This is a genomic window from Corallococcus sp. NCSPR001 (assembly GCF_017309135.1).
In the GTDB taxonomy this organism is placed as follows: Bacteria; Myxococcota; Myxococcia; order Myxococcales; family Myxococcaceae; genus Corallococcus.
On the sequence record NZ_JAFIMS010000002.1, the window covers coordinates 3,252,738 to 3,277,369 of the forward strand.

A 24,632-nucleotide genomic window follows, 5' to 3' on the forward strand; every position below is an offset into this window, starting at 1 on the left:
TCACGTCTCTCCCGCCGGCGGCTCGCCGGGGCACTGCACCTGCACGTCCAGGCGGAAGGTCACCTTCTGCCCGTCGCGTGTCTTCTCCACCTTGCCCTCCTTCACGTCCTTGAAGCAGCGGTGGCCCTTCAAGGCGGCGGAGAGCGTGTCGATCTGCTTGGAGCTGTCCGTCTCTCCCTGGAGCATGATGCGGTCCAGGTCCACCTGGATGCGGTCGAACTTCACCGGCACCTCCGGCGGGATGCGCTGCGTGACCTCCGCCAGCAGGTTCACCGCGGACATCGCGGGCAGCGCGGCGGCGGGGCTCTCCACGCCCTTGAGCATGTTCAGCGCGCGGTCGTAGTTCGTCTCGCAGGTGCCCAGGATGCGCTGGGTCGTCTTGCAGAGCACCGCGTCCACCTCCGCCTCGCGTCGCGACAGGACGGTGTTGCGCACGACGCCGAAGGCGATGAGCAGCAGGAGCAGCGTCACCGCGAAGGAGGCCAGGAGGCCCAGCCGGTCCTTCACGTAGTCGTAGCCGCCCTTGAAGGCGAACTCACCCCGGCGCAGGTTGAAGCGCGGCGCCTTCACCCCGGCCGCGTTGCCGCGCATGGCCAGCGCGTACGCCTGCGCCGCGGACGGCGCCTCCCGGGGGCCAATCTTCTCCGTCGCGTCCACCGGCAGCGCCAGCACGCGCACCGGCAGGTTCAGGTCCTTGGACAGCTGCTCGGCCAGGCCCGGCATCCGCGCGGTGCCGCCACACAGCACCACCGCGGAGACCTGCTGGCGGGTGCGCGCGGCGAAGGACTTGAAGGACGGGCGCAGCTCGCGCAGCACCGGCTGCAGGCCGCGCACGAAGGCGTTCGCGGCGCGCTCGGCGTCCGGCCCCTGCGCGGCGCTGGCCATGGCGCCGTGCGCTTCCTTCCACGCGTGGGCCTCCGGCACCGTCGTCTGGAACTCCGTGGCCAGGGCGCGCGTCAGGTCGCGCCCGCCGCCCGCGAAGGCGCGCGCGAACTCCACGCCCTTGCCCGGCTGGCCAATGGCCACCGCCGTGCGCTCGTGGCCGATGTCCACCACCGCCACCGGGCCGCCTTCGCTCATGCCCTCGAAGAGCCCGGGCAGCTGGGTGAGGAGGTTCTGGTACGCGAGCGCCGGGTGTGTGATGACGCGCGGATCCACCTGGAGTCCGCCCAGGAGCGCCAGCAGCGACTGGAGCTCCTCCTTCTTCACCACGCCCACCAGCAGGTCCGCGGCCTTCTCCTTGCCGCCGGTGTCCTTCTGGCCGACCACCTGGTAGTCGTAGACGACCTCCGAGATGTCGAACGGCAGCTGGCTGCCGACCTCGAAGGGCAGCGTCGCCTCCACGCGCTTGCTGTCGGAGAAGGGCAGGCTCACCGCGTGCGTGGTGAGGGACGGGCCGGGCAGGGCGATGACGACCTGGTCCACGTGCCCCTGCGGCATCTTCCCGAGCAGCTCCTCCACGGCGGCGCGCAGCGTGTCCGCGCGGTCGCCTTCCTGCGCGCGGCGCACCTCCGCGTAGGCCTGGGTGGTGTTGCTTTTCGTCCCGGAGGTGAGGACCACCCCCTTCACGGAGTGGCTGCCCAGGTCCAGGCCAAGAATGCGGGCCATGCTATTCCTCTCTGTAATACACGAGCTTGCCCAGCCCGTCGTCCAGGCGGATGACGGCGGTGAGCGTCTTCTGGACGCTGCCCGCTTCTCCCACGGACTTGATGGTGAACGTCTTGCTCTTGTCGCCCAGGTAGCGGTTCTGCTGGACGTTGCCCTTGATGAGGGGGTTGACCGCGATGCCCGCCTGCTCCACCACGCCCAGGAAGTCCGCCACCGACATGCCGAAGAAGTTGAACATGCGCGCGGCGCGGATGCGGCTGATGAGCTCGTTGAGGAACACCGGGTCCGTCAGGCGCGGGTCCGGACGGTTGGGGTCCGCGGCGGACATGATGGCCAGCCCCAGCATGATGGGGTCGTCGGTGTTGATGTTCGGCTTGGAGTTGATGTCCGGGTACACCGTGAGCCGGTCGCGGAAGGCCGCCATGAAGCGGTCGTTGACGCCATGCACGCGGTACAGCTCATCCAGGCTGTCGAAGCGCGCGTTCTTGACGTCATAGCGCGGTTCGTAGCGGCTGTACGGGGAACCCTCGTCCGCGAAGCCCGCGACGAAGGGGTTGGTGGGGTCGTTGCGGTTGAAGGTGGACTGGGTGGTGTCCTCGTCCGACCAGTCCTTCAGCGCGATGACGGCGTCCTGCGGCGTGGAGCGCACGTGGTTGGCGTCGTCCTGCTGCCAGAGGAACTCGAAGCGCTTGTCCGCGAACATGTCCGCCATGCGCAGGGCGGTGGCCTGCGCCTCCGCGCCGCCGGTGTTCAGGCGCATGACGTTGAGCTTCTCCTCCTCGTCGCTGATGGTCGCGAGGAAGCAGCCCTCGAAGCCGCCGAAGGAGCGCCGCGGCATCTGCGCCGCCATCGGCGCGCCCGCGCCCTCCCCGTCCTCGCCCTCCATCTGGAAGTTGGAGTCCACCTGCACGGGCTCCGTCTCCACGGGGCGGCCGTCCTCGCCTTGCGCGCCGTCGCTCTTCACCAGCCCCTTGAGCATGTGGCAGTCCACCCGCGCCAGCTTCCAGAGCTGGAGGTTGAGCGACTGCGGCTGGAACGCGTTCGCGCCGGTGCCGCCGGGGGCGCCGCCGCCCAGTGCCCCGCCCATGAGACCGCTCAGGAGGCTCGCGGGGTTGGGGATGGGCGTCTGGTCCACCTGCTTCTGGAAGCGCAGGAGCAGCCGCCCCAGGGAGATGCCGGAGCGGGCCATGTAGTAGGCGCGCACTTCGTCGCGCTGGTTGGCGGCGAGCTGCAGGTCCACGCGGCTGTTGTAGGCGAACTCCGTGGCCACCACCGTGAGCAGCGTGATGGACACGAGCGCGATGATGAGCGCCACGCCGCGCGAGCGCCGGTGCTTGCGCTCCGCCGGGGAGCGCCGCGGCGCCAGCGCCTGGGGGACGGCCGTCCGCGCCTTGCCGCGCCGGCGGGACGCCTGCTGGAAGTAGGGGAAGGCCATCAGTTGAACCTCGGCAGGGTGGTGTTGAGCAGGATGCGCGCCTGCGTGGTGTAGCGCGCCTCCTTGCCCGACTCATCCAGGGCGATGACGGTGATGCGCACGCGCGAGGGGAGGATGTCCTTCTTCTCCGTGCGCCGCGTGTCCCATTCGTCGTCCCACTCCTTCTTGTCCGAATCCCAGTAGGCGAACTCCACGCTCTTGACGCCCTCGAAGAGGACGTCCGTGGTGCCGCCCCGGTCCATGCGGTCCCCCACGTTGGGGTTCACCCGCCGCTTCAGGTCCTGGCGCTGCCGGGCGCCGCGCTCGGAGGAGTTCTCCACGAAGTACTCCACCACCGCCTGGTCGGACTCCTTCACGTCCGTGTACAGGCGCTGGTGCGCGAACGTCGTGAAGGTCAGCTTGTCGCGCTCGCCAATGAAGTTGGTGGGCCGGTCGTTCTGGTCGCGGAAGCGGCGCAAATCATAGCGGTCGCTCACGAACGCGGAGCCGACCTCGCGCGCCATGCGGTTGAGCGACACGCGCACCATGCGGTAGCGCTCCGCCTCGCCCTCCACGACCTCCTTGGCGTTGATGCCCGTCTGGAAGGCCAGGGCCACGACGGTGCCCATGAGGGCGGTGATGCCCACCGCGACCATGACCTCCATGAGGGTGAAGCCACGCATGCGCCGCTTCATCGGATGCTCCCTCCGCGAGGCAGGCTCGGCAGGTTGGGCAGGCCACCGCGGCCGCCGAAGATGCCACCGCCCGGCGCGCGCGGGTTGGTGCCGGGGTTGCCGTTGCCGCCGCCCATGTTCCTGTTGAGCTGATCAAGCTGGGCCTTCCGGTTCACCAGCGGCTCGCGCGTGTTCGGGTCCAGCATCTGCCCGTTGGGGCCGGGGATGGGGTTGTCCACCACTTGGCCCGTGCGCGGGTTCACCCACTGGTTCTCCGCGCCCGGCGTGCTGCCCGCGTTGGGCGTGAAGCCGCCGTTGCGGTCGCCGCCAGGCCCCAGGGACACGACGTGCGTCACCACGTCCACGCTCTCCACCTGGGTGCCTTCCTTCCAGTACACGGTGAGGTGCACCTCGCGGACGGACTTGGTGAGCTGGTCCACCATCTGCGTGAACATGGGCTGCGCCATGCTCATGGCGGACGCGCCCAGGGGGCTGGCCGTGGTGGTGCCGCCCGGGGGCGTGCCGCCCTTGCTGTCGCCGCCACCGCCGCCAAAGAGGCCGGCCAGGCCGCCCAGCGGGTCGCCGGAGTCACCGCCGCCCATGGGCAGGTTGAAGATGGCGCCGATGAGCTGGTCCGGCGTCACGCCGTCCGTCTTGGGCGCGATGATGCGGGCGCGCCACTTGAACTGGGGCCAGCCCTCGTCGGAGAAGTCGCCGGACTGCTCATCGTCGTCCTGCTCGAAGCCGTCGTCGTAGAGCTTCTGCTCCAGGTCCGTCATCTTCGAGCGGGACAGGAGCGACGCCACGGTGAGCCGCTTGGTGTAGACGTGGTTCGCCACCGCCCCGGAGTTGAGGTCGAAGATGGCCATCAGCGCGACGCTGAGGATGGCCATGGCCACCATCGTCTCCAGCAGGGTGAAGCCCGAGCGCCTGCGCGTTGGGGTCGTCATGAGCGGGGCACCTCCAGGGCCTCGGATGCGATGAACACCTTGCCCGTCAGGGGTGACACGTCCAGCGTCCAGGCGTTGTCACCCTGGCGCAGGAAGACCATGGCCTTCTCCGTGTAGCCCTGCGGGAAGAAGTAGAGATAGGCCACGCCGCTCTCCACCGGCTCCCGCTGCTGCCGCGTCCACACCGACACCGCCACGCCCGCCGGGAGCGTCTTGGGGGAGATCTCCTCCGCGGTGTACGCGGAGAAGGTGGACTGGGACTCGATGCGGTTCTTCTCCTCGTCCATCAGCTCCTGCGCGGACGGCTGCGAGCCCTCCGAGCGCGTGTAGTTCTTGCGCGAGTCCCCACCGCTGTTGCCTTCCTTCCGGGCGCGCTCGCGGTCGCGCGCTTCGTCGCGCAGCGCCGCGTCCCGGTCGCGCGAGGTGGTGACGCCGCCCGCGGCGCATTCGGCGTGGTACTTCGTGGCCTCCTCGCGCTTCGGGTCGGGGATCTCGAACACCAGCCGGCACGTCCTGCCGCTGAGCGCCGCCGAGTCGTAGAGCGAGCGGATGACGCCCGCGAGCTCCGTGGCGCTGCCCTTCGCCTTCGCGCCGGTGATGGCGCCGATGCCAATGGTCACCGCGGCGAACATCACCGCCGCGATGGCCAGCGCGATGGAGATTTCAATCAGCGTGAGGCCGCGCTGGGCGCGACGGCGGCGGGCGGGAGCAGGGGACATGGCCGGCTTCAAGGCTGCACCTCCTGTGCCACGATGCCGCCTGAGAAGATGTCCGCGGCGTCGCCGGTGCCGCCGGGCTTGCCGTCGGAGCCCAGCGACAGCACGGCGCCCGTCTTGCCCTCCATGCGGTAGATGTACGGGTGGCCCCACGGGTCGATAGGCGTGCTGTCCAGCACCTTGGAGGCGATGAGCGGCGCGAAGCCCTCCGCCTGCGTGGGGAAGGAGCCCATCAGCCGGTGGTAGGCCTTGAAGAAGCCCTCCAGCCGGCGGATCTGCTCGCGCGCCTGGCGCTGTGTCGGGGTGAGGGTGTTGTCCTCGGTCACCCACACCAGCGTGAACGCAAGCAGGGTGGCGACCACGAAGACGCCCAGCAGCAGCAGGCGGCCCGTGCGCGGGGAACGGGCGCGGGCCTGCCCGCTGGGAACGGCGCGCGCCTCGCGCGCGGACGTCGGTGAGGAAGTGTGCTCGGGAGTCATCACGGGCATTCCTACGACAACACGCGGGAGGCGCGGCTTTGCTTCAGGAAAACGCCCGTTACGGCTTGGCGTTCTGGTCCTTGGAGGAGATGTCGGCGTCGGAGCCCTCGCCGCCCGGGTTGCCGTCGGCGCCGTAGCTGGTGATGACCGGCTTGCCGCCCTCGTTCATGTACACGTACTCACGGCCCCAGGGGTCCATGGGCATGCGCTCCAGGTTGTTGGTGTCCACCAGCGCCTTGAGGCCCGTGGCGGTGTCCGGGTAGGAGCCCTTCTTCGTGTAGTAGAGCTTCATGGCGCTCTGGATGTTGCGGATGTCCAGGCGCGCCGTGTCCTGCTTGGCCTCTTCCAGCTTGGGAATGACGGCCACGCCCACCGCCGCCGCGATGAGCCCGAGGATGGTGATGACCACCATGATCTCGATGAGGGTCATGCCGCGGTTCTTGCGGCGCTGCTGCTTCTTCGCGTTCGTCGTGTGCATGTCTTCACTCACCTTCGGGTGACTTTCTGGCAAGCCACCGCGCCATGGGTGTGTCGGGATGTCAGAAGGGTCAGGGCTTCGTGCCCGGGCTGGAGGCCGCGGGCGGGTCCCGGTGGGCGTAGAGGGAGGCCCCCACCGTCGCCAACGTGGCGGCCAGGGCCAACAGGCCCATCAGCGTGGCGCGCTGGATCCACCGGTCGAGCGTGTCGTTCATCGTGCGCCCCTGCTCCTAATGGATGGCCGTGTTCACCTGCAGAATCGGCATCAGGATGCTGAGGGCGACGAATGCAATCATCACGCCCATCACCACGATGAGCATGGGCTCCAGGAGGCTGGTGAGCGCGCCGATGCGCACGTTCACCTGCGTCTCATAGGAGTCCGCCACCGACAGGAGCATGTCCTCCAGCTGCCCTGATTTCTCACCGATGGCGACCATGTGGTACACGAGCGGCGGGAACTGGCCGGAGCGCTTGAGCGGGTTGGCGATGCTTTCGCCCTCGCGGATGGATTCGCGGGCGTTCTCCACCGCGTCCGCGAGCACCGAGTTCGTCATCACCGCCTTGACGATGTCCAGCGCGGCCAGCATGGGCACGCCGCTCTTGAGCAGCGTGGCCAGCGTGCGCGCGAAGCGCGAGATGGCCAGCAGGCGCACGAGGCTGCCGAAGATGGGGGCCTTCAGCGTGAAGCGGTCCCACTTGGGCTTGCCCTTGGGGCTCTTGGTCCAGCGCATGAAGAGCACCACGCCGGCGATGAAGGCCGGGATGATGATGAACCACCACCCCTGCATCAGGTTGGACGCGGCGATGAGGATGCGCGTGTTGAGCGGCAGGGTGGCCTTCATCGTCTCGAAGATCTTCGTGACCTTCGGGACGACGAACACCATCAGCAGCACCAGGATGCCGCCGCCCACCGCCAGCATGATGATGGGGTAGATCATCGTGCCGATGATCTTCTGCTGCAGCTTGGCCTGGTTCTCCGTGAAGTCCGCCAGCCGCAGGAGCACCTGATCCAGCGCGCCGGAGGCCTCACCCGCGCGCACCATGTTGATGTAGATGCTGGGGAAGATCTTCGGGTGCTGGCTGAACGCGTCCGCCAGGGACGAGCCCTCGTTCACGCGCTGCTTGATGTCGGACAGGGCGCGCTTGAGGCGCTCCTTCTCCGCCTGGTCCACCAGTGCGTTGAGCGAATCCACGATGGTGACGCCCGCGCCCAGGAGCGTGGCCAGCTGCCGGGTGAGGATGGCGACGTCCTCCGTGGACACGCGGCCGCGGCCCAGCTTGCGCAGGTCCACGTCGCGCGCGAGCAGGTTCGCGTTGGCGCCCTTGGAGACGCCCGCGCGGCTGCCCTCCGCCTGGCCCAGCACGTCCGTGAGGAAGATGCCGTCCGCGCGCAGCTTGGAGCGCAGCGTCTTGGGCGAGTCCGCCTCCAGCAGGCCCTTCTTCTGCCTGCCCTGGGAATCAAGGCCTCTGTATTCGAAGACGGGCATGGCGGACCTAGATGTCCTCCTGCGTGATGCTCAGCACTTCGGCGATGGTCGTCTCACCCAGGGCGATCTTCCGCACGCCGTCGTCCAGGAGCGTCGTCATGCCCTTGGCCAGGGCGGACTTCTTGATGGTGGACGCGTCCACGTTCTTGAGCACCAGCTGGCGCACGTCGTCGTCCACGAAGAGGAACTCGTAGATGCCGGAGCGGCCGCGGTAGCCGTTGCGGTTGCAGGACGGGCAGCCCACCGCGCGGTAGATGCGGTCGGTGTTGTACTTCGCCTTGAAGCTGGCGAGCGTGAAGCCCAGCTCCTTCAGCTCCGCGTCCGTGGGCGTGTACTGCTGCCGGCAGTCCGGGCACACCCGGCGCACGAGGCGCTGGGCGAGGATGCCCGTCAGCGACGACGCCACGAGGAAGGGCTGCACGCCCATGTCCACGAGTCGCGTCACGGCGCCGGCCGCGTCGTTGGTGTGCACCGTGGAGAGCACCAGGTGGCCCGTGAGGGACGCCTGGATGGCGATCTCCGCCGTCTCCTTGTCGCGGATCTCACCGACCATGATGACGTCGGGGTCCTGGCGGAGGAAGGAGCGCAGGCCCTGCGCGAACGTGAGGCCGATCTTCGGGGCGATGGCCATCTGGCCAATGCCCTTGAGCTGGTACTCGACCGGGTCCTCGACGGTGAGGATGTTGAGGTCGGGCGTGTTGATCTTGGAGAGCGCGCCGTAGAGCGTGGTCGTCTTGCCGGAGCCCGTGGGGCCCGTCACCAGGACGATGCCGTGCGAGCGCTTGATGACGGACTCCATGTTGCCCAGCACCTGCGGGCTCATGCCGATCTCCGCCAGGTCCAGGAGCGTCGCCGTCTTGTCCAACAGACGCATGACGATGCGCTCGCCGAAGGACGTGGGCGTGGTGGACAGACGGATGTCGATGTCGCGGCCCGCGAGCTTGATGCGGATGCGGCCGTCCTGCGGCAGGCGCTTCTCCGCGATGTTGAGCTGCCCCATCACCTTCACGCGCGCGATGATGGAGTTCTGGTAGCGCTTGGGAGGCTTGATGACCTCCTGGAGCACACCGTCGATGCGGAAGCGCACCAGGAGCTCGCGCTCCATGGGCTCGATGTGGATATCGCTCGCGCGCTCCTTGGCGGCGCGGAAGAGCACGGAGTTCACCAGCCGGATGACGGGCGCTTCGTCGTCCGCGTCCAGGAGGTCCTTCGGCTCCTCCAGCTCATGGGCCAGCGAGTCCAGGTCCTCCGTGGTCTCCATCTCGTCCACGAGCGCCTCGGCCTCGTTGACGGAGCGGTCGTACACGCTGTTGATGGCGTCCACGATGGTGGAGGCGAGCGCGATGCGCGGCTGGATGCCCTGACCCAGGAGCAGGCGCGCGTGATCCAATGCGGTCGTGTCCAGCGGATCCGCCACCGCGAGCACCACCTCGTCGCCCTCCTGGGAGATGGGGAGCAGCTGCGTCTGGCGGGCGAAGTTGATGGGGATGCGCTTGACCAGCTCCGCGTCCACCTCCTCCACGAAGATGCGCTGGAGGTAGGGCAGGTCCAGCTGGTGGCCCAGGGCGCGAGCGACGTCCTCCTCGCTGACCGCCTTCATGCCCACCAGGATTTCACCCAGGCGCCCGCCCTTCTCCTGCTGGGCGGCGAGCGCCTCCTGAATCTTCTCCGGGGTGAGGCCGGGCACGAGCGCGCGGAGGATCTCCCCGAGCGGCCGGCCACAGAGGTACGCCAGCCCGTGGCCCACGACCTGGGTGGCGTCGTTGCGGCCGCCGGACACGTCGGGCGTCGCGGTGGAGCCTTGAGAGGTGGTGGTGTCGGCGGTCAGGTCCATGGTCGTTACTCCCCGTCTCCCGGCTGGATGCGCAGCCGCTCGGCGTCCGCGTCCGGGCTGGGCGCGATCACCTCGGGCTGTGGCGCGGGGACTGATCTCTCCGAACCCTCCGGAGGCGCCTCGAAATTTCGCGGCGCCTGGTCGCCCTCGGGGGAGGGCGCGGCACCTTCCTGCCCGGCAGGCGCTTCCCCGCCCGGCCGCGCGGGGGACGGGGAGGGGGCGCTGGCGGGGGCCTGGGCGCCGTTCGGGCGGATGACCCGCTCGTTGGGCGTGCCGCTGCCGCCGTTCTCCACCCGCTGCTCTTCCTTGATGACGGACTGGTTCATGCGCGACAGGGGGCCGGGCTTGCGGCTGAAGTCCACCGCGACGTCGTAGCCGGGGACCTGGCCGTAGAACTGCTCCACGAACTGCTGCCGCTCCTTCATCTTGCGCTCGAAGATGCGGCGGAAGTCCTCCTGGCCGCGGATGATGTAGGGCGTCAGGAAGAGCAGCAGGTTCGTCTTCGTCTTGCGGCGCGTGGTGTCGCGGAACAGGTGGCCCAGGAGGGGGATGTCACCCAGCACCGGCACCTTGGAGACGGACTCCAGCGTGCGGTCCTGCATGATGCCGCCAATCACCACGGTCTCCATGTCCTTGGCGATGACCGTCGTCTTCGCGCTGCGCTTCGACGTGGTGGGGCCCAGGACGGGATCCGTGGAGGCGATCTCCTCCGTCTGCTCGGTGATGACCAGGCGGATGTAGTCGCTCTCGTTGATCTGCGGCTTGACGGTGAGCTTGAGCTCCACGTTCTGGCGGGTGATGGGCGCGTACAGCGAACCCAGGCCGCCCAGCGAGCCCAGCAGCGACGGGTTGACGCCGCCGTTGGTGCCGGTGCCGCCGAGCGACGCGCCCAGCGCGGACGGGGTGAAGCCAGACTGGAAGGGCACGTTCTGGCCCACCGTGATCTCGGCCTCCTCGTTGTCGCTGGTGAGCAGGTGCGGCGTGGAGAGCACGTTCACGTCGGACGACTGCTGCATGGCGTTGAGCACCACGCCGAAGGCCGGGATGTCGATGCCCAGGTTCTTGAGCTCCGGCAGGACGGGGCCCTGGATGCCGGCGAGGAAGCCGCCCATGCTGGCCAGGTTCGCCAGCGAGAAGGACGGCGGGATGGAGCCGCCGGAGTAGTTGGTGCCGAGGATGCCGGGGATGGCGCCGTCATCCGTCTTGAGGCTGAAGCCCTGGTGGAAGTTGATGCCGAACTCGCTGTTGCGGTCCAGGTTCACTTCCATGATCACCGCCTCCACGAACACCTGGCGGCGCGGCTGATCCAGCTGCTGGATGATCTGGACGATGTTCTTGTAGTCCGCCTGGCTGGCGACGATGACCAGCGAGTTGGTGCCCTTGTCCGCCGAAATCTTCACCTCGCCGCTGAACAGCTCCGCGGCCTGGGCGGGCGCGCGCGGCAGGCCCTGCGGCTGGGCGGGGATGGGGCCGCGCTGGGGGCGGTTGGCGGTGCCCTGCGCGAGCGACTGGAGCGTGCTGGCCAGCTCCTCGGAGTTGGCGTTCTCCAGCGGGTAGACGTTGATCTTGTTGCCGCTGCCGGACGGGATGTCGATCTCCCGCACCAGGTCCTCGATGCGGCCGAAGGCGGCGGGGCTGGCCACGACGATGAGCTTGTTGGTGCGCTCGTCCGGGATGATCTGCGACAGCGTCACGGCGCCGCCGGACTCCGTGCCGGAGACGCCCTCCGAGCCCGGAGGGGGCTGGCCGGGCTGGCCCTGCGTGAAGTTGCCGGGGCGCTGGCCCGTGCGGCCGCCCGCGCCGGCCTTGGCTTCAAAGAGCTTCTGGATGGTGCTGGCCACGTCCTGCGCGGTGGCGTACTGCACCTGGATGATGCGCATCTCGTCGCTGGAGGAGCGGCTGTCCAACTGCTTGATGAGGCGCTCCAGGCGGTGGATGTTGGAGCCCACGTCGTTGACGATGATGGTGTCCGGCGGGTACGGGATGGTGTCGCCGTCCTTGGACACGAGCTGCTGGAGGACGCCGCGCAGCGGCTCCACCTCCACGTACTTGATCTTGAACAGCTTGGTGACCATCTGCTCGTTCGTCGTGTACGGGGTGTCCTCGTCCACGATGGTCGGGATGGGGTTCTGCTTCGCCGAGCGCTTGTCGACGATCTTCAGGAAGCGGCCGTACGGGTAGACGGCCAGGCCGTTCGCGTCGAGCGCGGCGAGGAACGCGGAGTAGAACGAGTCCGCGTCCACCTCCACGCGGCCGTTCTCCGGACCGATGATGGAGATCTTCCCGCGCACGTTCTCCGGGAGGATGAAGGTGCGGCAGGTGGCGTCCGACACGGTCTGGACGAGCTTCTCGATGTCCACCTTGTCGAAGTAGATGCCGTAGCGCGCGTTGCGACGGGCCTGCTCGCACGTGGGCGTCTGGCGGGGCCCCTGGTTCTCGGCGGGCGCGGCGCTGCCGTTCTGCGGGGTGATGGTCCGGTCACGGTCACCCGGAGCCTCGCGAGCAGGGGCCGGGTTGGCGGGCTGTGTAGGACGGCGCTGGGCCCACGCGGGAACGGAGAGCGCGAGGCACAGGCAGAGCATCCAGGACGGGAGCGTCGTCTTCATGGAGGAGCGGGCGCTTTGACGGGGGTGTTTAACGGACGTTGTAGGATTTGCGGATCGGCGCGCCGTTGCGCTCGATCTCGATCTCGATGCGGGAGGAGTCCTTCAGCTTCGAGTAGATCTCCAGCGCCTTCTCGGGGCTGTTCATGTCGAAGCCGTTGATGCGGCGGATGACGTCACCGTTCTGGACGCCGATCTTCGAATAGATGCTGTCCGGGCGGATGGAGAACAGCTTGAAGCCCACCGCCTGGCCGTCCTTGAAGGCCGGCACGATGCGCGCCTGCATCGCCACGTCGTTGAGGTTGCTCAACGTCTTGTCGATCTCGGCCTTGGGGACTTCGTACTCGTTCTCACCCGTGGACTTGATGCCGTTGCCCAGGCTGTTCGTCGGCGTGGCGGCGGGCGTGGCGGGGGGCGGGGTGTAGGCGGCGACGGCGCCGTCACCGGGCTGCCCGTCGATGAACTCGCGGCGGCCGTTGTTGTTGATGATCACGCGCTCGCGTTCGATCTCCATGACGGTGGCGCCCATCAGGTTGTTGCCGATCATGTAGGTCTGCGAACGCTGCGTGTTCATGTCCTGGATGGACGCGAAGGACCAGTCCGGGTTGGCCGCGACGAGCGTGCCCAGGAGCTTCACGCGCAGGCCGCTCTTGGCCGGCGGGGCGTTGGCGTCGAACTCCGGCGCCGTGGGCTCCTTCACCGCGACCTCCGGCTCCGGCAGCTTCACGCCGGTGAGGCGCGACAGGCGCTCCGCGTCGATGGTGGCCAGGCCGCTGTCCGCGGCGTGAGTGCGCTGCGCGACGCGGGCGGGCGCCTCGGACGCGGGCGCGGGGGAGATGGAGGATTCGATGAACAGGTTCACCGTGCGCGCCGCCAGAAGGGCGACGAGCAGGATGAACAACAGGTTCACGCTCCAGAAGTACTTGCGAAAGAAGAGTTCCATCACGCTTCCGGGAGAAAGCCAGCCCCAGCTGGGACCTTGAGCAAGGCAGGTGCCATCGTTGGGCGGGCGTCAAACCCACGACTTACGGCCAAGTCCTTGAAATTATTTCGGAATAGGACGGGGCCCCGGCCAGGGAGGCGGCCGGGACATGTCGTCGGGACAAATTGTCAAAAGCAGGCGGGGGCCGGTGTGACGGCCTGTCAGTCCGCGCTGGTGGGGGGGGAGGGGGGGGCCGCGGGGGCGTCCGGGCCGCCCTGCTCGCGCTCGAGCTTGCGGTAGATGGTGCGCGCGGCGATGCCCAGCAAGCGGGCGGCGAGCGTCTTGTCCCCGCGGGTGTGGCGCAGGGTCTCGTGGATGACGCGCCTTTCAATCTCCTCCATGGGCGTCCCGATGGGGATGACCAGCTGTCCAGCGGAGCCCAGGGGCCCCTTGCGCACGGACTCCGGCAGGTCGCTCGCCTCCAGCACGTCCGTGCGGGCCAGCACCACGGCGCGCTCCACGGCGTGCTCCAGTTCGCGCACGTTGCCCGGCCACGCGTAGTTCTCCAGCACGCCCAGGGCGTCCGGGGAGAAGCCGCGCAGCACCTTGCCGTTCTTCGCGGAGAAGCGGCGCAGGAACGCCTCCGCCAGCAGCGGGATGTCCTCGCGGCGCGACGCGAGCGCGGGCACGCGGATCTCCACCACGTGCAGGCGGTAGTAGAGGTCCTCGCGGAAGCGCCCTTCCGCGACCTCCTTCTGCAGGTCCTTGTTGGTGGCGGCGACCAGCCGCACGTCCACCTTCACCGTCTGCGTGCCGCCCAGCCGCTCCAGCTCTCCCTCCTGGAGCACGCGCAACAGCTTCACCTGCGCGGAGAGGGGCATCTCGCCCACCTCGTCCAGGAAGAGGGTGCCGCCGTTGGCGCGCTCGAAGCGGCCCTCGCGGCGGGTGACGGCGCCGGTGTACGCGCCGCGCTCCACGCCGAAGAGCTCCGCCTCCAGGATGCTCTCCGGGATGGCGCCGCAGTTCACGGCGATGAAGGGCTGCTTCGCCCGGGCGGAGTGCTCATGCAGCGCCCTGGCGGCCAGCTCCTTGCCGGTGCCGGACTCGCCCAGGAGGAGCACCGTCGCGGTGGAGGGCGCCGCCTGGCGGATGGTGTCCAGCATGGCGCGGAAGGCGGGGGACTGGCCCACCATGGCGCGCCCGCCCGCGGGGTTGATCTCCGCGAGCTTCGCCTTGAGGGAGGTGTTCTCCTGGACGAGCGCCTGCTTCTCCAGCGCCTTCTGCACGGCCTTCACCAGGGCGTGGCGCTTGAGGGGCTTGGTGATGAAGTCGTAGGCGCCATCCTTCATGGCGGCCACGGCCGTCTCCACCGTGCCGTAGGCGGTCATCAGCACCACCTCCACGTCCGGGCGGATGGCGCGGCTGGCCTTGAGCAGCTCCTGGCCGTCCATGCCGGGCATCATCAGGTCGGTGACCATGACGCTGACTTCCGGGCGCCGGAGCAGCTCCAGCGCCTCCGTGCCCTGTGCGGCGGACAACGTGGCGAAGCCTTCCCGCTGGAAGATGCGGGCGACCGATTCGAGGTTGGCGCGGTCGTCGTCGACGACCAGGACCGTGGGAGATGTCATGGGGGTACGGGGCCTCTCTCAACACAGCCCTGCAATCCCCATTCCCGTCAGGCCTGGACTTCTCAGGCCTGCTCCTCGTCCGGCTCCATGGGGCCGCCGCCCATGCGGCCAATGTCCTCGCGCTTCACCTTGTCCACGTTGAAGCGCCGGGCGCTGGCCAGCATGCGGCTGACGGTGGAGTCGAAGGTGGGAGGCGGGCCGTCCTTGCGGAAGCGCAGGAAGTTGAGCCGGGCGACGACGAAGTTCTTGAGGTAGGGGCTCTGGAGGCCGCGCTCCTTGAGGGCGCTGACGATGGCGACCACCGCGTCGTCCAGCTCCAGCAGCTGGTCCGCCTGGGCGTCGCGAATGGCCAGGGCCTTCTCCAGCGGCACGTCCTGGAAGCCGTCCACCACCTTGACGAAGGGGTGGTAGGCGCCCGCGGAGAAGCGGGGGCGCTTCTCGTAGGCGGCGCCCATCGTGAGGAAGGAGGGCTCCTCGAAGAGGTGCGCGAAGGCGGACTCCTTGCCCGGGCGGTTCGCTCCAACGAGGCCCCGCGCCATGCGGATGACCTCCAGCGAGCGCTCCTTCAGGTTGTGGGCCTTCTCCGTGTTGAGGGCGAGGATTTGATAGGCCACGTCCTCGTCCGGCAAGAGCAGCGCGACGATGGACTTCGCGCCCAGCAGCTTGCTGGCGTTGAGGCGGTGGTTGCCGTTGGGCGTCCAGTAGCGGCCCTCCACGCGCACCGCGATGACGGGGTCGAGGAAGCGGTCCAGGCGCTCCATGGCGGTGGCGAGCCGCTTGACGTGGGGCTCGGACAGGTCGCGCTGGTAGGGCGTGGGCTCCACCTTGTCGATGGGCAGCACGGCGAAGACGACGGGGTGTCCGCCCAGCGGATCGCGGTAGACGGACAGCACCTCGCCGCCGTCCTCGCGCACGGCCTGGAGGAGGGCGTCGGGGAAGGCCACGGCTTCGCTCGCGACTTCGGCCGCGCTCAGGCCCCGCGACTTCGGTTCGGCCTTCTTGCGCCGCGGCTTGCGCGGCGTGGCCGACTTCGACTTAGCGGGGGCGGACTTGCGGGCGGACTTCGCGGCCATGCGGACTTCACCTCGTGCCGGTGGAAATGAGGTCCGCGAGCGTAGGCGACCGCGTGGCGCTGGCTACGCGCCGGACACGGTGAGCTGTCGGAAGCGGACAGTGGGCGCGCCCACGCTGCCGCCCCGGAACTGGAGGTCGCTGCCCACCGCGTCCACGTCCTTCAACATCTGGAGCAGGTGGCCCGCGACCGTCACCTCCTGCACCGGGTGGGTCAGCTCACCGTTTTCAATCCAAAGGCCGTTGGCCCCGCAGGACATGTCCCCGGACACCGGATCCGCGCCGTGGCCCAGGAGGGCGGTGACGTAGAGGCCCTGGGGCACCTCGCGGATCAGCTCCTCCGGCGTCTTCGTGCCCTTCTCCAGGTAGAGGTTGGTGGTGCCGATGCCCGGCAGCGCGCTGTAGCCGCGCGACGCGTTGCCCGTGGTGCGCGCCTTCGCCTTGCGCGCGGTGAAGGCGTCGTAGAGGAAGCCGGACAGCACGCCTTCATCCAGGATGGGCGTGCGGCGGGTGGGGACGCCCTCGCCGTCGAAGGGCGCGGTGGCCAGGCCCCGGGGGAGCAGGCCGTCATCCACCAGCGTGACGTGCTTGCCCGCGAGCCGCTTGCCCAGGTGGGGCGCGAGCACGCTGGACTGCTGGTACACGGCGTTGCCGTTGGCGGCCTGGGACAGGTTGTTCACGAAGCTCGCGGCCACCAGCGGGTCGAACACCACCGGCACCTGCTGCGTCTTCACCGGCTTCGCGCCCAGCATGCGCACGGCGCGCTTCGTGGCCTCGCGGCCGATGGACTCCGGGGACTCCAGGTCGTCCAGGAAGCGCTTGTAGTCCAGCCAGTAGCCCGTCTGGAGCTGCCCGTCCTGCGACGCCACCGGCACCGCGACCAGGTACACGTACGTGCCGGAGTAGCCGCCGGACGCGCCCTCGCTGGACGCGAGGTACACCTCCGCCACGAAGTCGCCCGCGGACACGGAGTCGAAGGTGACGACGCGCGTGTCCTGCGCCCGGCCCGCGCGCTCCGCCTCCAGGGCCGCTTGTATCTTCCAGTCCCCGGGCAGGTTCGCGACCTTGGGGTCGAAGAGGATGCCGGTGTCGCCGCGCTTGCCCAGGTCCTTCGCGGCGGGCAGGCCGTTGAGCTTGTTGGGCGCGGCGGCCTCCGCCAATTGCACGGCCAGGTCCGCCACGCGCTCCAGCCCCGAGGGCGTGAAGTCGGACGTGTACGCGAAGCCCAGCCGGTCCTTCACGATGACCCGGAGGCCCAGGCCCTTGCTGGTGGCCTCCGTGAGGTCCTCAATCTGCCCTTCGCGGACGCGCACGCTGCTCTGGCGGCCCACCTCCAGGTACGCCTCCGCCTGCTTCGCGCCCTTCTTCACGGCGCGCTGGACCACTTTCTTCGCGAGCTGTTCGTAGTTCACGGGTGTCCTCAGCCGACCTTCGTTCCGCCCACGGTGACGTTGTCGATGCGCACGGTGGGCAGGCCCACCCCCACGGGCATCATCTGCCCGTCCTTCACGCAGACGCCCATGCCGGGGTCCGGCATCGGGTCGCAGCCCACGCGGCTGATGTTCTTCAGCGCCTCCGGCCCCACGCCAATCAGGATGGCGTTCTTCACCGGGCGCCCCAGCTTGCCGTCTTCAATCTGGTAGGCCTCGCTGACCTCGAAGACGAAGTTGCCGTTGCTGATGTCCACCTGGCCCCCGCCGAAGGTGGCGCAGTACAGCCCGCGCTTCACCTCCTTGAGGATGTCCTCCGGCGCGTGGTCCCCGGGCGCCAGGAAGGTGTTCGTCATGCGCGGCAGGGGCAGGCTCTTGAACGACTCGCGCCTCCCCGAGCCCGTGGAGCGCTGGTTCATCAGCTTCGCGTTGAGCTGATCATAGAGGTAGCCCTTGAGGACGCCGTTCTCGATGAGGACCTTGCGCTCGCCCGGGACGCCCTCATCGTCGATGTTGATGGAGCCGCGCGCGCTGGACACCGTGCCGTCGTCGATGACGGTCACCAGGTCGGAGGCCACCTTCTCCCCCAGCTTACCCGCGAACAGCGACGTGCCCTTGCGGATGAAGTCCGCCTCCAGGCCGTGGCCCACCGCCTCGTGCAGCAGGATGCCGCTCCAGCCCGGCGCCAGCACCACCGTCTGCGGCCCCGCCACGCAGTCCACGGCGCCCAGCGTGGCGATGGCCTGGCGCGCGGCCTCCTCCGCCACGGACTCCGGCGTCACGCCGTCCCAGTAGCTGAAGGACACCCGGCCGCCGCTGCCGTACATGCCGGTTCGCCGCTCGCCGTTCTTCCCCAGCGCCACCACGTGCACGCTCATGCGGGACTGGTCCTGCGTGTCCTCGCTGAAGCGGCCGGTGGTGTTGGCCACGGCGATCCTGCGCGTCTGATCCACGTAGGACGCGTTCACCTGCTGGATGCGCGAGTCGAAGGCGCGGGCCGCCTTGTCCGCGCGGGTGAGCAGCGCCGTCTTGCGCGCCACCGCCACGTCCTCCAGCGGCTGGCCGATCCGGTAATGGCTGGGCACCGGCACGCGCTTGACGGGGTAGGCGCGCTCGGAGCCGCCGCCCTGGGCGATCATCGCGGCGGTGCGCGCGGCGCGCACGAGCGCGGCCTCGTCCCAGTCGTCGGAGTAGGCGTAGCCCACCTTGGCCCCGGCAATCACGCGCACGCCCACGCCCTGGACCAGGCCCACCTGCGCGCTGCGGATGCGCTGCTCCTCCAGCACCACGGCGGTGGTGGACGTGCGCTCCACGTACACCTCCGCGAAGTCCGCGCCCTTGCCCATGGCTTCCGCCAGCAGACGTTCCAGCAGACCGGGGGGCAGGAGCGGGGAGGCGGCCGCCCGCCGCGCGGCCGGGGGGGCGAGCTGGGCGGGACGGGCGCGCCGGGAGGACGCGAGGGCTCGGGGCATGGAGGGGCTCGTGGCTCTTGGGGAAGCGGGAATGGAGGAAACCTACATCGGAGACGGGACGCCGTGCGGGCCAACGAACCGGAATGAGCCCGTCTTCCCTGAAAGGAACGCTGGGAGCGCATTCCCACCGTGCGGTGGGCGCTCTAAGATGTCCGCCGCTTCAACCTGGACCCACCATGCCTCCTCGCCGTCCATCACCGTCATCGCGTTCGGGCACCGGCCGTTCGGCCGGGGGCGCGACGGCGGACCGCCGACCCAAAGCTCCCGCGGGGGGTGGCTCGCGCCGCGTCTCCGCCGTGCCGGATGAAGACTGGTCCGCGCCGCTCTCCGGCGAGGACGACAGCCAGGAGGGCGGGGACCCGGAGCTGTACGGCGACGCGGAGCCCGTGCGTTCGCGCACGGGCGAGACGCGGGTGGCCTCCATTGAAGACGTGCGGCCGGAGGCGGAGGAGCCCGCCGAGGAGGAGGACAACTCCGAGACGACGCGCGCCGGCCCCCCGGTGCTGATGCTGGTGCTGGATGGCCCGGACAAGGGGCGCAAGAAGCGCTTCAAGGGCGTGCGCATGGTGGTGGGGCGCAGCAAGGACTGCGACTTCGCCCTGGGCGACCAGACCGTGTCCCGGCGCCACCTGGAGCTCGTCTACGGCGAGAGCGGCGTGGTGATGCGCGACCTGGGCGGCATCTCCGGCACCCAGGTGAACGACCAGAAGGTCGACGAGTGCATCCTCAAGCACGGGGATGAAATCTCCGTGGGCAAGACGCGCCTGCGCTTCGTGGACGAGGGCGAGCTCATCAAGGAGATGCGCGCCAAGGCCGAGTCCGGCGAGTCGGAGGAGAAGAAGGAGGAAAAGAAGGAGGAGAAGAAGGACCCGCGCCTGGATGAGAAGACCAACGCGAACTACAAGCTCGCGGACCTGATGCGCGACGAGAAGGCGCGCAAGACGGGCGTGCCCCGGCCGCGTCCGGTGCGCTCGTCGGCGCGCGAGGGCTTCAAGCCCACCTTCAAGATGAAGGTGGGCGCGGCGGTGGGCGGCCTTTTGCTCCTGATGCTGATCGCCGGCCTGGCCATGTCCGGCGGGAACAAGCCGCCGCCCAAGCCGGTGGTGGACCCCAACCAGGCGCGCGCCCAGGAGCTGATGCAGCGCGCGCGCGACAAGGTGCGCGACGGCGAATACACGGACGCGGTGCGCTTCGCCCAGGAGGCGGAGAAGCTGCGCGTGGGCATCGACGTGGACGGCGTGGCCAAGGCGGCGCAGCAGCTCCAGGACATCATGGACGCCTTCCAGGCGACCCGGGACCTGATGGCGGAGAACCGCTACCCGGAGGCGCGCCAGAAGCTGACCGGCACGCCGCAGGGTACGGCGCGCACGGACGAGGCGCGCAAGAAGCTGGAGGAGGAGCTGGACGCCAGGGAGCAGGCGTACACGCTGAGCCTCGTGGAGGCGGCGCTGAACGAGCGCCGGCCGGACGACGCGCGCACCCTCATCGCGGAGCTGCCGCAGGGCACGCGCTCGCTCTACGAGGAGAAGCTCACGGACCTGGTGAACCAGCTGGCCAAGGAGGCGCAGCAGGCCGCGCGGCAGGCCGGCATCCGTCAGGCGGTGGCCGCGGAGAACGCCAAGCAGCGCCGCGCGGAGTTCGTGGCGGAGGCCTTCCAGGACGTGGAGCGCCGCTTCAACGGCGGGGACTTCCAGCGCGCGTCGCTGGAGGTGGACCGGGTGATGGACAAGTTCCGCGGCGAGGCGGACATCCAGGCCCGCGCGCGCAACCTGAAGAAGCTCATCCCCCAGTTCCGCTCCGCCTTCGAGGAGGGCCAGAAGAAGTATGAGAACAACGCGCTGGAGGCCTCCGTGAAGCCGCTGCGCCGCGCGGCGGAGGTGTACCGGCAGATCGGCTTCGCGGGCTCGCTGGGCGACACGCTGGACAACGAGCTGGCCTCCGCGTCGGTGGCGGCGGGGAAGGCGGCCTTCAAGCGCAAGGAGTACCCGCTGGCGGGCCGCAGCTTCCGCGAGGCGCTGCGCCTCAACCCGGGCGACTCGCGCGCCCGCGACGGCCTGGATGAGCTCCAGAAGAAGGTGGAGGAGCTGTACCTGTCGGCGTACATCTCGCGCGACCGCGACCCCGCCCTGGCGACGGAGCAGTTCAAGATCGTCATCGAATCCTCCGCGGAGGGCGCGGACGTGAAGCGCAAGGCGGAGATGGCGCTGAGCGAGCTGCAGAAGGCTGGCGGTTCGTAGCGCGAAGCTCTTGCGTCAGGGGCCGCCGCCCGTGCCATGGGGTAGGCGGCCTCTTTTCATGGATTCCTGTCACCCCTGTCGTCGTTGAGCGGTCTGGAGACACTGGATGAACGAGTCGTCGTTGCGTGAGCTGGGCATGGACCTGTTCGAGGAGCGCCAGTTCGAGCGCGCCCTCGCCGTCTTCGCGGAGGCCGTTCGCCGCGTGCCCGCCGACCACCGCTCGCGCATGCTGGCGTCCCGGTGTCTGGCGGAGCTGGGGGAGCGCGAGCGCGCCGTCACCGCGTACCACGCGTGCGCGGAGGGGCTCTTGCGCCGCGACTACCTCCTGAGCGCCATGGCCGCGTGCAAGCTGGCCCTGGAGCTGTCGCCGAACGAGCGCCGCCTGAAGGAGACGCTCTACCGCGTGCACTCGCGCGCCGCGCGCAGCGCCCCGGGCCGCGCCGCCGTGCCGCCGCCCCTGCCGCCGGAGCACCTGTACGACGGCAAGGTGGACACGGACCTGATGGGCCTGGTGGGCGAGGAGCTGTCCAACCGCGCCATCGAAGTGCTGGCCGCGCCGGACACCGGCGGCACCGCGGATCCGCAGAGCCGTCCGCCCCTGCCGCTGTTCGCGGACCTGGACCGGGACGCGTTCTTCGACCTGGTGGGGCGCATGGTGTGGCGCACCATCAAGCCGGAGGAGGTCATCAGCCGCGAGGGCGAGCCGGACGACCACCTGCACGTCATCGTCGCCGGCAAGGCGGAGGTGACGCGCAAGACGGACGGCGAGGACCGCACGCTGGGCTTCCTGGGCGGCGGCTCCATCTTCGGGGAGCTGGCGCTGCTCACGGGCGCGCCGCCCACCGCGTCGGTGACGGCGGTGTCGGACTCGGAGGTCTTCGAGATCCGCCGCGAGCACCTCAACGCGGTGGCCAAGAGCCACCCGGCGGTGCCGCAGCTGCTGGCGGACTTCGCGCAGCAGCGCATGATGCGCAACCTGATGGCGAACTCGCCCCTGTTCCAGCAGCTGCCGGAGTCGGAGCGGGGCGCGTTCTTCCAGCGCTTCACCTTCCGCGCGCTGCAGCCCGGCGAGAAGGTCCTGGTGGAGGGCGAGTACTCCCAGGGCCTCTTCCTGGTGCTGGCCGGCGAGCTGACGGTGCAGAAGGAGGACCCGGCGGGCGGCATGGTGACGCTGGGCGTGCTGCGCGAGGGCGACGTGGCGGGGGAGATTTCCCTCCTCACGGGCCTGAGGGCCACGGCCACGGTGTCCGTGACGCGCAAGACGGCGGCGGGGTGGCTCAAGCGCGAGGCCTTCCAGGAGCTGGTGAGGACCTTCCCCAACATCCGCACGTACCTGGAGCAGCTGTCCGACCGCCGCCTGAAGCAGATTGGCGAAGCGCTGCGCCCGCTGGAGATCATCGACGCGGACGACATGATGCTGGAGCCGGAGACCGGGGCCGCCTGAGATGGTGCTGACTCGAACCCGGGTGGTGAGCGGCATGGCGGCGGTGGCCGCCGCGGCGCTCGTGCTGTTCTTCTGGCCGCGCGAGGAGCCGGGCGTGAAGGACGCCGTCACCCGGCGCATCATCGCGATGACGCGCTCGGCGGAGGAGAAGGACGTGGGCGGGGTGATGGAGGGCGTGTCCGAGCGCTTCAAGACGAAGGACGGCTGGAGCAAGCAGGACGTGCGCGGCATCCTGACCGCGCAGGTGCTGCGCGGCCAGTGGGTCCGCATCTTCACCACCGACATCGACGTGCACGAGGTGTCACCCACGCAGGGCGACTTCCAGGCGCGCTTCATCTTCGGCCGCTCGGAGGCGGACAAGCTGGAGGACCTGGCGAAGGACAGCGTCCTCAACGCCTACGCCATCGAGGGCACCTTCGAGAAGGAGGATGATGGCGAGTGGCGCGTGGTGAAGGCGACGCAGCGCCAGTTGGACCCCTCGGAGCTGCTCTAGCGCGTCACCGCGCCAGCGTCGTTGCCGCCGCTGAAGAGCGGCCCTGCCTCCGTGAGCCAGGCCTTGGCCATGGCGGGCTGGCCGCTGGTTTCCAGGCGCTTCTTGATGTCGTTGGCGCGCGTGGCCAGCTGCTCCACGGGCGCGCCCTGGGCGCGGGCGCGCACGAGTGAGAAGTAGTGCTGCTGGCACCCGGCGGCGAACTCGCCCTGGGCGAAGAGCAGCTCCCCCAGCGCCGCGTACGCCTCCGGCATGCTGCCCGCGCCCGTCTCCGGGGCCACGGCGGTGAGCAGCGACTTCGCGCCGTCGAAGTCCTTGCGCGCGAGCAGCAGCGCGCCCTTGGCGTACTGCGCCCGCGCCAGCCCCACGCCGCGCGCCGAGAGCGCCTTGTCGTAGGCCGCGAGCGCGTCGTCCTGACGGCCGGCCGCCTCCATCACGCCGCCGCGCGCGAGCCAGTACCGGTCGTCCCGGTCCAGCGCGGGCAGCTCCTTGCCGTCCGCCGTCCGCGTCTTCACCGCGTGGAAGGTCTTCTCGTAGGCGTCCAGCATGGCCAGCGCGCCCTCGCCGTCGCCCTGGGCCTGGAGCATCCGCGCGCCCTCCAGCGTCAGCAGCGGCGCGGTGGGCCGCTTCGCCACCGCCGCCTCGAAGGCCTGGCGGGCCTCCGGGGCGCGCTTCACCGCGAGCGCACGGCCCCGGGTGAAGAGGGCGTAGTGGTCCTCCGGCCAGGCCTTCAGCGCCGCGTCCACGTGGGTGAGCGCTTCGTCGGGAGCGCCCTTCGCCAGGGCGACCTCCGCCTGGACCACCGCCACGCGGGCCTGGAGCGCGGGCGTCAGCTCCTTGCCGCGCGAGCGCACCTCCTCCATCAACGCCGCCGCCCCGTCCGAAGGCCGCCCCGCGTACAGCTGCGCCAGGGTGGACGTCACCCGCGACAGCAGGTGGTCCGGGTTCGCGGTGGTGGCGCGTCCGAAGGCCTCCACCGCCTGGGGGAACATGCCCTCGTCGAGCAGCGCTTCTCCATAGGCCGAGGAGAAGCGTGGATCCTTCCAGGCCCCCTCCGCCGCGCGCGCGAAGGCCTGACGGGCCTCGGAGAGGCGCCCCTCCTTCTGCAGCAGCCGCGCCTGGGCCAGCGTCAGCCGGGGGCTGTTGGCGCCCTGGGCCTTGAGTTCTTCCAGCAGCTTGTTCGCCTCCGCCGTCTGTCCCGCGCCCACGAGCAGCAGGGCCCGGGCGCCGTAGCGCTCACCGGAGCGCGAGCCCAGCGCCTCCGCGCGCTCCAACTGCTCGCGCGCCTTCGCCTCCGCGCCGGGCTGGTGGTGGGTGAGCCACAGCTCCGCCTGGAGATCCGCGGCCAGCGCCCGCGCGTCGCGCGAATCCGGCGCGAGCGCGAAGAGGGCCTCCAGGTTCTGCTGCGCCATGGCCAGGTCGCTGGGGTTGCCCTTCAGCACCGCGGAGCGCGCCGTGCGCAGGTGGGCGTCCACCTCCTGGCGCACCTGTCCCCGGTGCACGTACCAGGCGACCCCGGCCGCCAGCAGCACGGCGACGATACCCACCTGGGCCAGGGCGCTGCCCAGTCCCTCGCGACGCTTCCAGTCACCGCGGCCCGACGTTTCCATGGGGGTGGCCTCACGCGCAAAGATTGAAGATTTTCAGACAGTTATGCGAAGTAGGACGGGCATGGACAGATAGGTCCGGCCCCCCG

General features: G+C 69.7%; 20 protein-coding genes. 3 read left to right on the forward strand and 17 right to left on the reverse strand.

Translation table 11 applies throughout. The features are described from left to right. From pilM to JYJ93_RS15430, 16 genes are all read right to left on the reverse strand, one after another. Positions 1-1,608: a pilus assembly protein PilM gene (gene pilM, locus JYJ93_RS15355; protein WP_206791872.1), complete on the reverse strand. Its 1,608-nt coding sequence runs from the start codon at positions 1,606-1,608 to the stop codon at positions 1-3. Position 1,609: 1 nt separating this feature from the next. Further along, positions 1,610-3,043, reverse strand: coding sequence for a type II secretion system protein GspK (locus tag JYJ93_RS15360; protein WP_206791881.1), 1,434 nt, complete (start codon positions 3,041-3,043; stop codon positions 1,610-1,612). Beyond that, the gene (locus JYJ93_RS15365) at positions 3,043-3,717 is read right to left on the reverse strand and encodes a type II secretion system protein GspJ (RefSeq protein WP_206791890.1); all 675 of its coding nucleotides are present in this window, start codon (positions 3,715-3,717) and stop codon (positions 3,043-3,045) included. Before JYJ93_RS15365 ends, JYJ93_RS15360 begins: the two co-directional genes overlap by 1 nt. Then, a complete protein-coding gene (locus JYJ93_RS15370) occupies positions 3,714-4,646 on the reverse strand; it encodes a prepilin-type N-terminal cleavage/methylation domain-containing protein (protein WP_206791892.1) in 933 nt (310 codons plus the stop codon). Before JYJ93_RS15370 ends, JYJ93_RS15365 begins: the two co-directional genes overlap by 4 nt. Continuing rightward, on the reverse strand, positions 4,643-5,365 hold the full coding sequence (locus JYJ93_RS15375) for a type II secretion system protein (RefSeq protein WP_206791894.1): 723 nt from the start codon (positions 5,363-5,365) through the stop codon (positions 4,643-4,645). The genes JYJ93_RS15370 and JYJ93_RS15375 overlap by 4 nt, the downstream gene beginning before the upstream one ends. A gap of 8 nt (positions 5,366-5,373) precedes the next feature. Next, the gene (locus tag JYJ93_RS15380) at positions 5,374-5,841 is read right to left on the reverse strand and encodes a type II secretion system protein GspG (protein ID WP_206791903.1); all 468 of its coding nucleotides are present in this window, start codon (positions 5,839-5,841) and stop codon (positions 5,374-5,376) included. A 58-nt stretch (positions 5,842-5,899) separates the two neighbouring features. Further along, a complete protein-coding gene (gene gspG, locus JYJ93_RS15385; RefSeq protein ID WP_206791912.1) occupies positions 5,900-6,319 on the reverse strand; it encodes a type II secretion system major pseudopilin GspG in 420 nt (139 codons plus the stop codon). Positions 6,320-6,389: 70 nt separating this feature from the next. Next, the gene (locus JYJ93_RS15390; protein ID WP_206791913.1) at positions 6,390-6,533 is read right to left on the reverse strand and encodes a hypothetical protein; all 144 of its coding nucleotides are present in this window, start codon (positions 6,531-6,533) and stop codon (positions 6,390-6,392) included. 15 nt (positions 6,534-6,548) lie between these two features. After that, positions 6,549-7,805 (reverse strand): type II secretion system inner membrane protein GspF, encoded by a 1,257-nt coding sequence (gspF, locus tag JYJ93_RS15395; RefSeq protein WP_206791923.1) that lies wholly within the window; start codon positions 7,803-7,805, stop codon positions 6,549-6,551. Between the two features lie 7 nt (positions 7,806-7,812). After that, entirely contained in the window at positions 7,813-9,639 is a 1,827-nt protein-coding gene (gene gspE, locus JYJ93_RS15400; RefSeq protein ID WP_206791925.1) for a type II secretion system ATPase GspE, read from the reverse strand. Positions 9,640-9,644: 5 nt separating this feature from the next. Then, positions 9,645-12,245 (reverse strand): type II secretion system secretin GspD, encoded by a 2,601-nt coding sequence (gspD, locus tag JYJ93_RS15405; RefSeq protein WP_206791931.1) that lies wholly within the window; start codon positions 12,243-12,245, stop codon positions 9,645-9,647. A 28-nt stretch (positions 12,246-12,273) separates the two neighbouring features. Continuing rightward, on the reverse strand, positions 12,274-13,185 hold the full coding sequence (gspC, locus tag JYJ93_RS15410) for a type II secretion system protein GspC (RefSeq protein ID WP_206791932.1): 912 nt from the start codon (positions 13,183-13,185) through the stop codon (positions 12,274-12,276). Positions 13,186-13,385: 200 nt separating this feature from the next. Continuing rightward, positions 13,386-14,792: a sigma-54 dependent transcriptional regulator gene (locus JYJ93_RS15415; protein ID WP_206791934.1), complete on the reverse strand. Its 1,407-nt coding sequence runs from the start codon at positions 14,790-14,792 to the stop codon at positions 13,386-13,388. A gap of 62 nt (positions 14,793-14,854) precedes the next feature. Continuing rightward, entirely contained in the window at positions 14,855-15,865 is a 1,011-nt protein-coding gene (locus tag JYJ93_RS15420) for a ParB/RepB/Spo0J family partition protein (protein ID WP_206791939.1), read from the reverse strand. Positions 15,866-15,928: 63 nt separating this feature from the next. Continuing rightward, entirely contained in the window at positions 15,929-17,275 is a 1,347-nt protein-coding gene (locus JYJ93_RS15425; protein ID WP_206791947.1) for a TldD/PmbA family protein, read from the reverse strand. 8 nt (positions 17,276-17,283) lie between these two features. Beyond that, positions 17,284-18,765, reverse strand: a complete 1,482-nt coding sequence (locus JYJ93_RS15430) for a metallopeptidase TldD-related protein (protein WP_206791957.1) — start codon at positions 18,763-18,765, stop codon at positions 17,284-17,286. Positions 18,766-19,061: 296 nt separating this feature from the next. Here JYJ93_RS15430 and JYJ93_RS15435 point away from each other — a divergent pair, with 296 nt between their 5' ends. The 3 genes from JYJ93_RS15435 (at position 19,062) to JYJ93_RS15445 (ending at position 22,939) form a co-directional block, all read left to right on the forward strand. Continuing rightward, a complete protein-coding gene (locus JYJ93_RS15435; RefSeq protein WP_269012602.1) occupies positions 19,062-21,002 on the forward strand; it encodes an FHA domain-containing protein in 1,941 nt (646 codons plus the stop codon). 106 nt (positions 21,003-21,108) lie between these two features. After that, positions 21,109-22,446, forward strand: a complete 1,338-nt coding sequence (locus JYJ93_RS15440) for a cyclic nucleotide-binding domain-containing protein (protein ID WP_206791969.1) — start codon at positions 21,109-21,111, stop codon at positions 22,444-22,446. A gap of 1 nt (position 22,447) precedes the next feature. Further along, positions 22,448-22,939: a hypothetical protein gene (locus JYJ93_RS15445; protein ID WP_206791971.1), complete on the forward strand. Its 492-nt coding sequence runs from the start codon at positions 22,448-22,450 to the stop codon at positions 22,937-22,939. Here the strand turns inward: JYJ93_RS15445 and JYJ93_RS15450 are convergent. Next, entirely contained in the window at positions 22,936-24,546 is a 1,611-nt protein-coding gene (locus JYJ93_RS15450) for a tetratricopeptide repeat protein (RefSeq protein ID WP_206791973.1), read from the reverse strand. The two genes, JYJ93_RS15445 and JYJ93_RS15450, sit on opposite strands and share 4 nt — an antisense overlap. Positions 24,547-24,632: the final 86 nt, after the last annotated feature.

Coding starts and splice junctions, on each gene's coding strand:
- pilM (WP_206791872.1), bottom strand. CDS start 1,608: ATGGCCCGCATTCTTGGCCTGGACCTGGGCAGCCACTCCGTGAAGGGG.
- JYJ93_RS15360 (WP_206791881.1), bottom strand. CDS start 3,043: ATGGCCTTCCCCTACTTCCAGCAGGCGTCCCGCCGGCGCGGCAAGGCG.
- JYJ93_RS15365 (WP_206791890.1), bottom strand. CDS start 3,717: ATGAAGCGGCGCATGCGTGGCTTCACCCTCATGGAGGTCATGGTCGCG.
- JYJ93_RS15370 (WP_206791892.1), bottom strand. CDS start 4,646: ATGACGACCCCAACGCGCAGGCGCTCGGGCTTCACCCTGCTGGAGACG.
- JYJ93_RS15375 (WP_206791894.1), bottom strand. CDS start 5,365: ATGTCCCCTGCTCCCGCCCGCCGCCGTCGCGCCCAGCGCGGCCTCACG.
- JYJ93_RS15380 (WP_206791903.1), bottom strand. CDS start 5,841: ATGACTCCCGAGCACACTTCCTCACCGACGTCCGCGCGCGAGGCGCGC.
- gspG (WP_206791912.1), bottom strand. CDS start 6,319: ATGCACACGACGAACGCGAAGAAGCAGCAGCGCCGCAAGAACCGCGGC.
- JYJ93_RS15390 (WP_206791913.1), bottom strand. CDS start 6,533: ATGAACGACACGCTCGACCGGTGGATCCAGCGCGCCACGCTGATGGGC.
- gspF (WP_206791923.1), bottom strand. CDS start 7,805: ATGCCCGTCTTCGAATACAGAGGCCTTGATTCCCAGGGCAGGCAGAAG.
- gspE (WP_206791925.1), bottom strand. CDS start 9,639: ATGGACCTGACCGCCGACACCACCACCTCTCAAGGCTCCACCGCGACG.
- gspD (WP_206791931.1), bottom strand. CDS start 12,245: ATGAAGACGACGCTCCCGTCCTGGATGCTCTGCCTGTGCCTCGCGCTC.
- gspC (WP_206791932.1), bottom strand. CDS start 13,185: ATGGAACTCTTCTTTCGCAAGTACTTCTGGAGCGTGAACCTGTTGTTC.
- JYJ93_RS15415 (WP_206791934.1), bottom strand. CDS start 14,792: ATGACATCTCCCACGGTCCTGGTCGTCGACGACGACCGCGCCAACCTC.
- JYJ93_RS15420 (WP_206791939.1), bottom strand. CDS start 15,865: ATGGCCGCGAAGTCCGCCCGCAAGTCCGCCCCCGCTAAGTCGAAGTCG.
- JYJ93_RS15430 (WP_206791957.1), bottom strand. CDS start 18,765: ATGCCCCGAGCCCTCGCGTCCTCCCGGCGCGCCCGTCCCGCCCAGCTC.
- JYJ93_RS15440 (WP_206791969.1), top strand. CDS start 21,109: ATGAACGAGTCGTCGTTGCGTGAGCTGGGCATGGACCTGTTCGAGGAG.
- JYJ93_RS15445 (WP_206791971.1), top strand. CDS start 22,448: ATGGTGCTGACTCGAACCCGGGTGGTGAGCGGCATGGCGGCGGTGGCC.
- JYJ93_RS15450 (WP_206791973.1), bottom strand. CDS start 24,546: ATGGAAACGTCGGGCCGCGGTGACTGGAAGCGTCGCGAGGGACTGGGC.